This window comes from Streptomyces pratensis, from assembly GCF_016804005.1.
Classification (GTDB): domain Bacteria; phylum Actinomycetota; class Actinomycetes; order Streptomycetales; family Streptomycetaceae; genus Streptomyces; species Streptomyces pratensis_A.
The window spans coordinates 4,240,956-4,253,379 of the sequence record NZ_CP051486.1; the positions used below are offsets into that span (position 1 = coordinate 4,240,956).

Annotated in this window: 12 protein-coding genes; 5 read left to right on the forward strand and 7 right to left on the reverse strand. The window is 69.1% G+C overall.

All coding sequences use genetic code 11. The features are described from left to right. Positions 1-133: 133 nt before the first annotated feature. Together HED23_RS17045 and HED23_RS17050 are read right to left on the reverse strand one after the other, a co-directional pair. Positions 134-589, reverse strand: a complete 456-nt coding sequence (locus HED23_RS17045) for a hypothetical protein (RefSeq protein WP_203184243.1) — start codon at positions 587-589, stop codon at positions 134-136. 195 nt (positions 590-784) lie between these two features. Continuing rightward, positions 785-1,288, reverse strand: a complete 504-nt coding sequence (locus HED23_RS17050; RefSeq protein ID WP_203184244.1) for a metallophosphoesterase family protein — start codon at positions 1,286-1,288, stop codon at positions 785-787. Between the two features lie 515 nt (positions 1,289-1,803). Here HED23_RS17050 and HED23_RS17055 point away from each other — a divergent pair. Beyond that, the gene (locus tag HED23_RS17055; protein WP_203184245.1) at positions 1,804-3,126 is read left to right on the forward strand and encodes a HEAT repeat domain-containing protein; all 1,323 of its coding nucleotides are present in this window, start codon (positions 1,804-1,806) and stop codon (positions 3,124-3,126) included. Positions 3,127-3,352: 226 nt separating this feature from the next. Next, the gene (locus HED23_RS17060) at positions 3,353-4,360 is read left to right on the forward strand and encodes a helix-turn-helix domain-containing protein (protein ID WP_203184246.1); all 1,008 of its coding nucleotides are present in this window, start codon (positions 3,353-3,355) and stop codon (positions 4,358-4,360) included. Positions 4,361-4,813: 453 nt separating this feature from the next. Here the strand turns inward: HED23_RS17060 and HED23_RS17065 are convergent, their stop codons facing one another. Together HED23_RS17065 and HED23_RS17070 are read right to left on the reverse strand one after the other, a co-directional pair. After that, complete coding sequence (locus HED23_RS17065; RefSeq protein WP_238442007.1) at positions 4,814-5,143, reverse strand: hypothetical protein; 330 nt, start codon at positions 5,141-5,143, stop codon at positions 4,814-4,816. A gap of 205 nt (positions 5,144-5,348) precedes the next feature. Then, positions 5,349-5,708 (reverse strand): peptidoglycan-binding domain-containing protein, encoded by a 360-nt coding sequence (locus HED23_RS17070; RefSeq protein WP_203184247.1) that lies wholly within the window; start codon positions 5,706-5,708, stop codon positions 5,349-5,351. Positions 5,709-6,293: 585 nt separating this feature from the next. Between HED23_RS17070 and HED23_RS17075 the strand changes: the two genes are divergently transcribed. After that, a complete protein-coding gene (locus HED23_RS17075) occupies positions 6,294-6,641 on the forward strand; it encodes a GYD domain-containing protein (RefSeq protein WP_203184248.1) in 348 nt (115 codons plus the stop codon). Positions 6,642-6,739: 98 nt separating this feature from the next. Beyond that, positions 6,740-7,645 (forward strand): NAD-dependent protein deacetylase, encoded by a 906-nt coding sequence (locus tag HED23_RS17080; RefSeq protein ID WP_203184249.1) that lies wholly within the window; start codon positions 6,740-6,742, stop codon positions 7,643-7,645. A 160-nt stretch (positions 7,646-7,805) separates the two neighbouring features. Here the strand turns inward: HED23_RS17080 and HED23_RS17085 are convergent, their stop codons facing one another. Next, positions 7,806-8,372 (reverse strand): GNAT family N-acetyltransferase, encoded by a 567-nt coding sequence (locus HED23_RS17085; protein WP_203184250.1) that lies wholly within the window; start codon positions 8,370-8,372, stop codon positions 7,806-7,808. A 524-nt stretch (positions 8,373-8,896) separates the two neighbouring features. Between HED23_RS17085 and HED23_RS17090 the strand changes: the two genes are divergently transcribed. Then, the gene (locus HED23_RS17090; protein WP_203184251.1) at positions 8,897-10,357 is read left to right on the forward strand and encodes an amino acid permease; all 1,461 of its coding nucleotides are present in this window, start codon (positions 8,897-8,899) and stop codon (positions 10,355-10,357) included. A 415-nt stretch (positions 10,358-10,772) separates the two neighbouring features. Here HED23_RS17090 and HED23_RS17095 read toward each other — a convergent pair whose 3' ends face one another. Both HED23_RS17095 and HED23_RS17100 read right to left on the reverse strand, forming a co-directional pair. Then, on the reverse strand, positions 10,773-11,582 hold the full coding sequence (locus HED23_RS17095; RefSeq protein WP_203184252.1) for an alpha/beta fold hydrolase: 810 nt from the start codon (positions 11,580-11,582) through the stop codon (positions 10,773-10,775). 470 nt (positions 11,583-12,052) lie between these two features. Continuing rightward, positions 12,053-12,325, reverse strand: coding sequence for a hypothetical protein (locus tag HED23_RS17100; RefSeq protein WP_203184253.1), 273 nt, complete (start codon positions 12,323-12,325; stop codon positions 12,053-12,055). Between the last annotated feature and the right edge of the window lie 99 nt (positions 12,326-12,424).

Below are 12,424 nucleotides of genomic sequence, written 5' to 3' on the forward strand. Positions count from 1 at the left end.
AACGTCACGCAGACCGGCTCAGGCAGTTGCGCGGTCCGGTCGTGCCGATGGACACACCCGGCATCACCCACCGGGCCGCGTGCGACTTCGCCGCCATCCTGGTCGGAGCGCGCCGGTGACACGGCAACGGAACCTACAGGTCCAAGCTCGTGGCGAAGGCCGAGAACGTAGGTGCTACAACACGCCACCGGCAGAGAAGGGGATCCGTCCAGAAGTCACTGCCGACCACGCGTGGGTTCGAGGAGTCTGTGCGGTAGTCGAGCGCCAAGGCCCCGTCGTCACCGGGGTTCCGCGTGACAGCGATCAACACAGCCTGTTCGACATCGAGCCACGGCAGCTCGAGCGGGGCGGACGCTCTGCTTCCGCGTGCCTCTCGGAAGAACGCGGAGTGCGGATCATCGGCGTACATGTCCATCGACCGGGACGCGAACGCCATCTGCTCCGGCCTCGACACGAAGGCAAGCGGGTCCTCGAACCAAGGAATGATCTTCGCCAGCACGGCATCCCCCGGGTGGCGCCAGAGATCGCGGTCGAGGAGGGACATCAGCTGGGCGGGAAGACCAAGTCCGCGGACTGTCGAAGACGCCATGCCGCACAGCCTCGCACGGCTTCGGACAGCTGTGGTCCCGGCTGACGGATGCCGCTGCGGGGACAGGTCTCGGCGGCCTCGACCGAGCGGCGGGAAAGCCGCGATCTCACGTGCGGTGCGGGCGGGGCCCTGCCTCGTCTACGGCATGAGCCGCTCACATGGTGGAATTGTCGCGCCGCTGCCTGGAACTGCCTGTCAGGCGGTACGCGGCAGGCGGTGCAGTCGCACGTCGGTGAGCCGGCCGCCCGACACCTCAGCGGTCATGTAAGTGCAGTAAGGCTCTCTGCGCCGGTCGGTCGGCGAACCGGGATTGAGCAGGCGCAGTCCGCCGGGGGCTGTGGTGTCCCACGGGATGTGACTGTGGCCGAAGACCAGAACGTCGAGATCGGGGAATCGAGCCGCGCACCGTGCCTCACGGCCCTGCGAGGCACCGGTCTCGTGCACGACACCGAAGCGGAGACCTCCGCACTCGACGCGTGCGACCTCGCTGAGCCTGGCTCGCAGCTCCGGCCCGTCGTTGTTGCCGAAGACACCCACCAGGCGCTTCGTGCGTGCCTCGAAGAGGTCCAAGGTCGCCGTGTCCACCCAGTCCCCGGCGTGGAAGACGACATCCGCGGCATCCATCTCCGCGAGGAGAGACGCGGGCAGGCGCTTGGCCCGCCTCGGCAGGTGTGTGTCCGATGTCAGCAAGAGGCGCACAGCCGCACTGCTCCTGTTCCTTCGATCCGGTGACTGAAGCGGGACGTTCATCGGAGCGGCAAGTGTTTCATCGTCCGGCCTCGTGCGCCGCACGGCTGGTACTGGCACAGACAGCCACGGCGCCTGCTGCCGCCCGACTCGCTGACGCGCGCTGCCCGGAATCCGGCCGTTCCGCACGCGGCGAGCCGTCACCGCCATGGCGGTGACGGGCATCCTCCCGGTCTCCGTCCCGAAGCACAGCGGCCGGATGGTCTGACGTGGGACATGCGTCCGCTCATCTCCCTCGGAGTCGCCGAGCATCGTCCGACGGTCCGTGCTCACGGCGTGCCGATCGTCCACGCCGTCCTCTTCGGCACACTCCGGCAGAAGAATTCGAAGAACGCTCCACACGGCATCGACCCGGTGCACCGCCGGGCTCGGACACGACGAGACCGGCCGGCGCGAAGCCACAGCGAGCGCCGCTCCCTCCCCCGCCAGTTGTCCCCCGCAGCAGACGCGGCACATCGGAAAGCATCGTGGTCAACGCTCCCTGGGCAACCGAGCTGCTCACGGATCTGCACCGTGCCCTGGACGACCGTGTCGCCCATCGCTTCGCGCTGCTGGAGGACCAGCTGCGCAGCCCCGACTGGGGCCAGCGGTGTGAAGCGATCGACATGAGCGGCCTGCTGCTGACAGGTTGGCGGGGCCCGCACGAGGAGTCCGTACGTCTTCTGGGCGAGCAGGTCCGCGAAGCCGACCACCGCATCGTGCAGTGGGCCGCGTCGGAGCTCAGAACCCTGTACGCCATCGGTGGGCCGGCGGCAGGGCCGTTGGCTGAACGGGTAGCGGCCGGGACGGACTTCCCGCCCCAGTCACGGTGGAACGAGACCTCCTACGGGGCCGTGCTGAGCGCGCTCGCAGCGCAGGGCGACGCTCGGGCGGTGCTCGGGCTCGTAGAAGTGCTGCGTTTCGGACACGTACCGGAGGACCTGGCCGACTGGATCGACCGCATGGATCCGGGCTCGGCCAGTGCGTTGGCGCCGGCACTGGACGAAAGGCTGTCCGAGATCGACCCCTCGGACCGTTCCTGGCGGGCCGAGCACCTGCTGAAGGCCGCGGCTGCCATCGGATCCGCAGAGGCGCTGGCCATTTCCCTCCGTATCCTGCGGGCTCCCGGGGAACGGGCCGTCCCGGCACGGGCAGCCGCGTTGCGGGCTCTCGCGCGGCTCGGCCCGGCGGCGCGAGAGGCACTCCCGGAGCTGCGGGCACTCGCACGGGACGACGCGACACACCACCGCGTCGACGCGGCAGCGGCCCTGTGGGCGGTCGGGGGTGAGAAGGAAACCGTGCTTCCCGCTCTGAAGACAGCGCTCACCGCGGGGCACTGGTCGCTGTGGCACGACGCGCTGCGGGTGATCGCCGCCGTGGGGAACGGCGCGGCAGCACTGCTGCCCGACCTGCGCCTGCTCGCGGCGTCCCCCGAGAAGAACAGCGGATGGGTCGCGGGGGCGCTTGCGTTGGCACTGTGGGAGACAGGCCGGGGCCCGGAGGAGTCCCAGCCCGTCCTGCTGCACGCATGGTCCGCACACCGCGAGAACCGGCCCGCCGTAGCCGGGGTGTGGGCACGCATGGGATCAGCGGCCGCACCTGCTGTCCCCCTGCTCCGCCAGGAGCTCGCCTCCACACGCCGACACAACAACTCGGGGGGGGCGTGGGCCGCATGCGCTACCGGTGCGCCGACGACGAAACACTGCTGCGGCACGCCCACGCCGTGCTCGATGCGTGCGGCGCTGAGAGCGTTTCCCGGAGGGGCAGGAACGAACGAGCCGTCAAGGAGTGAGGCCGGCCTGGCGAGGTGACGCGGTCACTCCTTACCCGTCGCGGCCCTCGGCCGGCCATGGCCCTTCCCATCGGCGACCCGTGGCCAGCAGGCTGCCGGCGGGGACCGAGATAAACGTGCCCCCTATGTCCGTCAAACCTACGTTTATCGCGTCTTGGCTTCCAAGGCTTACGATCTCACAGCCAGATGTGCTGGACCGAGGTTGTCGCCGGACAGCGCAAAGCCGGGCGAAGGGGGACGACGGCATGCTCCGTATTCACTTCAGTGACGCGGATCTGGCCAGAACCAGGATCGCCGCCGCACCTGATCCGGTCTGGGAGATCGCCGCCAGCATGCACCGATTACAGTCGCGGAAAGGCCGCTGGGCCTACGCGGAGTGGTACCGCACGGCACGGCAGCAACTGCGTGAGAAGAAGCTGGAGCGCGTCCTGCGGAGCGTGCTGCTGCCTCTCTACCCAAGGGCAGCGTACTTTCCGGACTTCCTCACCCCCGCTGACGCGGTGGGCGACCTGGCCATGGGAATCGAATCGATTGTGGCCACGCCCCCGCGACGGGTCCTGGAGGAAGTGGCCATCCTCGACCGGACGGTGGGAGCCCCCGCGTGGGCTGGGCAGCTGACCCGGCTGGACGCGCGCAAGGAGTTCGCAGGGATGCTGCGCGCCTACTACGACGCGGTCATCGCCCCGTACGAGGAACAGACACAGGCCCGGATCGAGGCGGAGCGGGCGGCGCTCTGCCGCGGGCTCCTGAACGGCGGCGTCGAGGGCATGCTCTCCGGGCTCGGGCCCATGCTGCGCTGGCGCCCCCCTGTACTGGAGGTCAGCTATCCCAAGCAGGCCGCCGACCGGGACCTGTACCTGGGCGGCCGTGGACTCACACTCGTCCCCTCGCACTTCAACTGGGGAGAACCCGTCGCCTTCGCCGATCCACAACTGCCTCCCGTGCTCGTGTACTCGCTGCTCCACGAACGGGGCCCATCAGATGCTACGCACGGTGCAGACATCGTCGACAAGCCATTGATCACCCTCCTGGGGCGTACGCGCGCGGCCGCTCTGCGCGCCGCGTCCACCGGCGCCACCACCACGGAGATCGCCCGCGCCGCCGGGGTCTCGGCATCCTCGGCCAGTCGGCACGCCACCGCCTTGCGCGACGCCCGGCTCATCACCACCGTCCGGCACGGCCCGACCGTGCTGCACACCCTCACTCCGGCCGGGGCGTCTCTGCTGCGGGCGAGCACAGGAAAGTCCGGCTGACGCCGCAGGCCCTCGGCAACACTTGCACAGACGTCCGGATTCGCGCCCCGGAGCCTTCGGGCGCACCTCACTCGGCGGCAGTTCAGCCCGGCCCTGCACTCCGGCCAGGTCGCAGGGCTGAGCCGCATCGACGTGGGCGCGTATCGCCCGGGTGCCGGGAAACGGCGTGGACCGGTCCGAGCAGGTGCGGGGCTCCCACCTGATGCATCCCCTGGCGTGCCCAGTACCCAGTACCCAGTGCCGGGGAGCGGGGAGCGGGTGAGGCTGTGTGCAAAGGCCCGCCTGCTCATCCGCGAGAACGCGTTGCGCGAACGGCGGGCCGGTCACCGCCAGGCCGCCGGCACCTCGATCGGATCTCCGGGTGGATTCTGCGACACCTCGCGAGCCTCACGGAGAACGAACGGCTGCGGTTCGCCCGGAGGGCACGTCGATCGGATGCAGGATGCTCAACGGTCAGGCCGCATCATCAAGGAACCCGAATCCTTCCGGGAGCCCTGCAAGGAATTCTCGACGCTCCGGGTCGGGCTCGGCTTCAACCATCTTCCCCAGCAGATCGACCAACTCGTTCCGCTGGTCGCCGGACAGCTTACCGACCACGTGGGCTACGCCCTCAAGTACCTTCACCGCGTCGTCCGGATCCATCTGCTCATCTTCGCTGCTGTCGACGAACCACAGAACATCGGCCAAGGCCTCGGCCAGGGCACGGGTGAGCGACGAGTACACAAGCACCACGGTGGGCCCCCAGTAGGTCGACAACAGGTCCAGCCATCCCACCACAACCACCGACGTCATACTCGGTCGGCCCTACAAGGCGGGTGGCCCGAAGCCGAGTTCCGGGACAGCGCCGGAGTGCTTGCCGTGGGAGCACCGGGGCACTTCAGGTGAAGGGCGCAGGTCGTACCGCAGACACCCGAGGCCGAGGTGGCGTGACAGGCGCCCGCCTCACGGCGGGCCCCTTGCGCTGCGCCTCGCGGCGTCTACCGGCGCGTCAGTCGCAGGTCTTGGACGTGTAACTGCCGTACTTCAGCTCCTGGTCCTCGTAGAAGCTCCACCGCCCGGTGTTCGATCGGTAGAACCTGAACGACTTGTGTGCCTTGCCCACGTACTTGAACTCGAAGCGCCGCTGGAGCTGGTCGGTATGGGTGGCGACGTGAACGAGGTTGCCGTCCGCGCGGCCGGACGTCGCGTTGCCGACCTTGCCAGCGGCAGCCAGGCCCCAGCGATTCTGGAGGTTGATCGTCGCGGTCCTGGTGAGTGCGCCGAAGTTGCCGTCGATGTCGGTCTCGTTGAAACGGACGCCGCTGTTGGTCACCTCGGTGCCCTCGGCATGCAGGATCCGCTGCCACATGCAGGTGGCGTTGGAGTTTTTTGTACGACGTCGTCGACAGTGTTCCCTCGTCACCGAAGTCGTCGTAGAAGTCCCCCGCACCACTGACGTAGCCATCGGAGGCGGCAGCCGACACGGGTGAAGCGCCCAGGCCAAGGCTGATCGCCGCGATGACCGCAGCGACTCCGGCCCCCCAGCGGGTGCTCAATGTACGGACGTTCATGATCGAATCCTTCCCCGATGCCCCGCGAGTGCAGGGCGCAGCGGATGCGGCAGTAGGCGGGTGGAGGCGATCGACCTCAGACCGCCCCCTCGGCACACGGCGGCTTTCCAGCCCTGTCCGATGCTCTGCCAGCCGTTTGAGCTGCGGAGCAAAAGCCCAGCTCGACCCGGCTCCTACTCGAACGCAGCGCGTGAGGACGCGCACCCGGACGCCAGGGGTGCGGTGCAATGCCCGCACCCGGCCACCTGCTTTGTGGACTATCCGTCCTCGGCCGCAGGGCCACGACGGTCATGGCCACCGGCCGTTCGGGGGACTCGGGGGCCGCGCCGGGAGCTCCTACAGCCCGCGGGGGCACCCCTGGTGAGACAGGAAGGAGAGACGCCATGCCGCTCTATCTATCGAGGTTCAGCTACACGCCGGAGACCTGGGCGAGGATGATCGGCCACCCCGAGGACCGCGCCAAGGCCGCTCAGTCGTACATCGAGTCGGTCGGCGGGCAGCTCCACGGGTTCTGGTATGCCTTTGGCACGCACGACGGCTACAACCTGTGGGAAGCCCCGGACAACGTGTCCATGGCAGCTGTCGCACTGGCGATCAGTGGGGGCGGAGCGCTCAGCTCGTTCGAGACGACCGTCCTTCTGACCGTCGATGAGACCTTGGACGCCCTGAGAGGAGCCGAGCGAGTGCGGTACCGGGGTCCGGGCACGAGCAGCGGTGAGCCTGCCGGATGAGCGGGCTCGCACCTCTTACGCCTGGGACACCGAACGGCCGGGCGGCCGTCCCGACCTCGGAGAGGGACTGATGACAGCCTGTTCCGTATCCTGGGGTCATGCGCATGCGGCCCACTCTCAACTGGGTCCCTCCCGAGGACCTGTCGCCCGGCACCAGTGACCTGACGCCGGTTGCCGACGCGCTGCGCACAGGCGGTGTGCTGGTACTCAGTGGTGCGGGCATATCCACGGAGTCCGGCATCCCCGACTACCGGGGCGAGGGCGGAAGCCTGAGCCGGCACACGCCGATGACGTACCAGGACTTCACCGCCAGTGCCCAGGCCAGGAGGCGGTACTGGGCACGCAGTCACCTCGGCTGGCGGACCTTCGGCCGCGCCCGCCCCAACACCGGGCACCGAGCCGTGGCCGCGCTGGGACGGCACGGCGTGCTCTCGGGACTGATCACCCAGAACGTCGACGGCCTGCATCAGACAGCCGGCAGCGGGGACGTCGTGGAACTCCACGGAAGCCTGGAGCGGGTCGTCTGCCTTTCCTGCGGCGCCCTCAGCCCGCGCCGAGAGCTCGCCCGCCGCCTGGAGGAGGCCAATGCGGGCTTCGGTCCGGTGGACGCCGCAATCAATCCGGACGGCGACGCCGACCTCAGCGACGGGCAGGTCGGGGACTTCCGCGTGATGCACTGCGCGGTCTGCGGCGGTCTCCTCAAACCGGACGTGGTGTTCTTCGGCGAATCCGTACCCCCGCAGCGGGTCGAGCACTGCCGTGATCTGGTCGACGAGGCGACCTCACTACTGGTACTGGGGTCATCGCTGACAGTGATGTCCGGGCTCCGGTTCGTTCGCCAGGCGGCTCAGGCCGGAAAGCCGGTACTGGTCGTCAACCTTGACCCGACCCGGGGCGACCGGCACGCCCTCACCCGCGTCGCGCTCCCGCTGGGAGAGGCCCTCACCACCGTGGTGGGCGAACTGGGCATACCCATGGACGACGAGGCGGCAGAGCCTGGGTGATGCGATGACGGCGGCGGAGCGTCACATGGCCGGTGAATCGGTGACGACGACACTCACTGTGCCGGTAACGCGGTGACGGCAACGGTGCCTCACCGTGCCCCCGACGAAGCCAGGCACCCTGCTCTGCCCGCCCACACCGCCGAACGCGACGATGCGCAGGTCACTGCACCGACGGGCGCCGGTGCGTGGCCCAGTGTTCAGCGGCGGTGATTCCCAGCAGCACAACGTCGTGGTACTCGCCGGCGAAATACTCGTGCTGGCGAAGCCGTCCTTCGATCGCGAAGCCCAGCTTGCGGTAAAGGGCGAGGGACGCCTCGTTGAACGCGTAGACCTCCACCTCACACTTGTTGTAGCGCTGCTCCGCGAACATGTACGTGAGGATCAGTTCGGTGGCTTCGGTCGCATACCCTCTCCCTCGGTGATCACGGGAGATCTCGATGCCGGTTTTGAACCGTCCGGCGCGACTGTCCGCCTCTCCGACCGTTACCGTCCCCGCGAACGCGCGGTCGGCCAGCACCTCGGCCACCAGCCGAAACGCTTCGCCGCCCGGTGGCCGCCCCGCACGCTCAGCGGTCCAGATCCGGAAACTCTGAGCAGAGCGCGGAGGTTCGATCAAATCTGCGTTGCGTACGTCGACGGAGTTCCGAGCCAGGTCCCGGAAGCCCTTCCAGTCCTCCGGCTCGACGCCTCGGAGGCCCACTTTCCCACCGGTCCACATGTCACTCATGGCGCGCCCACCACTTCGGTCAGTTGCAGGCACCGGCGGCCATGCACTTCGGCTTGCCCCAGCCCGGCAGCAGAACACCGTGCCTGCCTCGGTAACCACTCCCCGAAGCAGGGCGACTCGACTGACAGGGGCGGCCCGCGGACAGGATGTCGCCATTTCTGCCTGTCGGCAAGGCCCGCCGTCACCGCGTCCGGCGAAGCCCCGCTACGGGCAACCACGGATGGGACAGGGGCCGAGGCCGCCGCGGCGGGGCCGCCTCCCCTCCACCCCCGTCCGGCCGGACGGGTGCCACGCGGCCGCGAGATCCGCGCTTTCGTCGTTTTCGCGATCGAACGGCTGCTCGCCTACTTTACTCTGCCAAAACCTCTGGAATACCTCAGATTTGTTTTCGACAGGTCGAGCGCACTGCCAGAATCACAGGGTTCCTGATCATGCGCCTTCGAGCCATCGCCGGGCCCCCCCCCCCCCCCCCCCCCCACGGGCCCGGCTTGACCATCATCCCCTCACAAAGGCGAACCCCCTCCATGAGTGACGGCAGCATCACAGCAGCCGATCAGCTCGCCACCGGCACACCGGCGGCGAGCTCCCCCCACGTGGACGCCGGCGACGCCGGTTACAGCAAGGACCTCAAGTCCCGCCACATCAACATGATCGCCATCGGCGGCGCGATCGGCACGGGGCTGTTCCTCGGCGCGGGCGGACGTCTCGCCGACGCCGGCCCTTCGCTCGCCATCGCTTACGCCGTCTGCGGTGTCTTCGCGTTCTTCGTCGTGCGCGCACTGGGCGAGCTGATCCTCTACCGCCCGTCGTCCGGCGCCTTCGTCTCCTACGCCCGTGAGTTCATGGGTGAGAAGGGCGCCTTCGCGGCCGGCTGGCTGTACTTCCTCAACTGGTCGACCACTGCGATCGCGGACATCACGGCAGCGGCGACGTACGCGCATTTCTGGGGCATGTTCAGCGACGTCCCGCAGTGGATCCTCGCCTTGATCGCCCTCGCCGTGGTGCTCGCGGCCAACCTCATCTCGGTGAAGTACTTCGGCGAGATGGAGTTCTGGTTCGCGATCATCAAGGTGGCGGCGCTTGTCGCCTTCATGCTGATCGGTATCTTCCTCGTGGTCACCCAGCATCCGGTGGACGGCCACACCCCGGGTCTGTCGACCGTGTCGGACACCGGTGTCTTCCCCGTCGGCGCACTTCCGATGCTGCTCGTGATCCAGGGCGTCGTCTTCGCCTACGCATCCGTCGAGCTGTGCGGCATCGCCGCCGGAGAGACGGAGAACCCCGAGAAGATCATGCCCCGCGCGATCAACTCCATCATGTGGCGGGTCGGACTGTTCTACGTCGGCTCGGTTGTGCTGCTCGCACTGCTGCTCCCGTACACCGCCTACTCCGGGGGCCAGAGCCCGTTCGTCACCGTCATGGACAAACTCGGCGTCCCTGGTGCGGCAGGCGTGATGAACCTGGTCGTGCTGACTGCCGCACTGTCCAGCCTGAACTCCGGCCTGTACTCCACCGGCCGCATCCTGCGCTCGATGGCTCTGTCAGGTTCCGCACCCCGTTTCACCGGCCTGATGAACAAGGGCCAGGTCCCCTACGGCGGCATTCTGCTGACTGCGGGCTTCGGGGTACTCGGCGTCGGGCTGAACTACGTGGTACCCGGCCAGGCATTCGAGATCGTGCTGAACTTCGCGTCGATCGGAATCCTCGGGACCTGGGGGATGATCATGCTCTGTTCCCTGGTGTTCTGGCACCGCTCGCAGAATGGCCAGGTCACAAGGCCCTCCTACCGCCTGCCCTGGGCTCCGTACACCCAGATCGTCACCCTGCTCTTCCTCGTCGGCGTGGCCTTCCTGATGTGGTGGGGCGGCGGCGTCGGCCGGACGACCGTGATGTTCCTGCCTCTGATCGCGGCGGCCCTGGTGGGTGGATGGTTCCTCGTCCGCGGCCGGGTGCACGAGATGGCTCGGGCCAGGCAGGACGTCTGAACCCTCCTCGCACGGGCCGGAAGCAGCGGGCTGGGCGCAAGGCGCGGGAACACCCCCCGCGCCGCTCCCAGGGGTGCGAGCAGCCCTCCGTATGCGGTGTTACGCCTCGCACGTGCGGGGCGTAACACCGTCGGCGGCAAGGGCACTTGTCCGCCGGCGGTTCGCTCCGACCGCCTGGGGCGGAGCCGGGGCAGCTTCGGGCGGACCGATGCACGACGATGCCGTCCTCCCTATGGCCGCCGGGATCGTCGCCGTGTCGAGCGAGACATCTTGCGGCCCATCCCCGCCCGGCCGCGACGCGCGGCCATTGGACAGGGCTGCCTGCTCCTGACGCCGGAGGCGCGGACACGAGGTGCCCCCAGGAAGCCGGCAGTCGCGCGGGCGAGCGGTCGACCGGTACGGACAGCGGCCTCGGTCAGCCCGCAGTGCCGTCTGTGGCCTCTGGTGCGGGCGCGCGCCGGATGGGCAGCATCGTCTCCACCTCGCCCTCAGCGAGATGATCCAGGATCAGCCGGTTGACCAGCTCCGGCTTCTCCAGGGGAACGAGGTGGGAAGCCCCGGGGACAACGGCGAGCTGGGAGCCCGGGATCGCGCGATAGAGGGCAGTCGTGTGCTCCAGCGTCATCATGTCGTCATCGCCGACCACGATGAGGGTGGGCGCCTCGACACGGGCCAGGTCCCCGGTGGTGAGCGTCGGCTGGGTGCGCCACATGTCGACGACCTTCTCAGCCACCGCCGGCCAGTGGTCCGCGCCGTCCGGGGTGACGGCCTCGTACATCTGCCGGAAGAACGCGAGATCGGCGCTGCCCGGCGTCATCGTGTCGAGCATCTCCGGTTCGGCGAAGCACTCCGGCGAGGGACGGAAGTTGGCACCGATCACCACGACCTTGCCGACCAGGTCGGGACGGGCGATGGCGACCAGCAGCGCGACGACGCCCCCGTCACTCCAGCCCACGAGATGGGCCGGCTGCCCGACGACCGTCTCCAGGAAGGCCTCCGTGTCGTCCGCCATGTCCTGGTAGGAAAGCGGCCCTGCGACATCGGGGGTGTGCCCGTGCGCACGCCGCTCGGGCAGGAAGACGCGGTATGCGGATGCGAGGTCGGCGCGCTGCGCCCCCCACGTGTCGTTGGTGCAGAAGCCGCCGTGCAACAGGACCAGCGGACCGCCGGATCCGGCTGCCTCGTACCACGTCCTGACTCCGGGAAGTTCCGCGTACTCGCCCATCGTCCCAGGCCTCTCCGGACTGCCGCCGTCCCACGCCAGTGTGCGCCGCGCCCCGCGGGTCCGCCACGCGGGGCGCGCCCGCGCCCCGCGGGGCGGGGAGACGCGCTGGTACCGGGACAGTGTCGGCGCAGCCCGTTCGGCGGTCCGCCAAGCGCCGGAGGAGCGTCCGCCAAGCGCCCGAAGGACGAGGGAGGGTCCCGACGCTGTACCTCGCGTCGGCGGCAGCCCTCCGAAATGCCTGCCCCTGGGCGCCGGAAAGCGGTGCCGTGCGCGGAAGAGGGCGATCACGGCCGGCTGGCTGATGCGGCGCGGTTCACTCCAGGCGGAGGCCCGCCCCGGTAACGTGAATCCGTTCCTGCCGGTCGGCGGCCTGCTCATTCCTGTGCCGGCGGGTTCCACGGTATGCGCCGGCAGGGGGTTTCAGCCCGCGAACTCCCGTCCCGCCGAACACTCGCGTACGCGGCTCCGAGTCACCCCGTCGACTCGTCCGGGGTGGGGTGTTCGGGGTGGACGCCCGCATTGCGGGCGCTGCTGCGGCCGGAGCCGGCCTCGTCCGGGTCGGGCCTGTCGGCGTCGGGCCCGGCGTGCGGTTCCGCTTCCGTGCGTTCGCTACTCGGCGGGACGATCACGTCGAGGGCATCCTCGCCGTCCTGGACCTGCTGGTCGGGCATGTCGGCGGGTACGGGCGGCGGGGTGCCCTCATCTCCGGTGTAGGCGGTGCCCTGGGGCCTGCGGTCTGTCATGTCGTCACTCCCGTCGGTGCGCGCCCGTTCCGGTTCGGGGGCGGGCCTGCGTCGCACCTCGCGTACCCCCTGTGCCCCGGACGACGCGTGCCCCGTCCC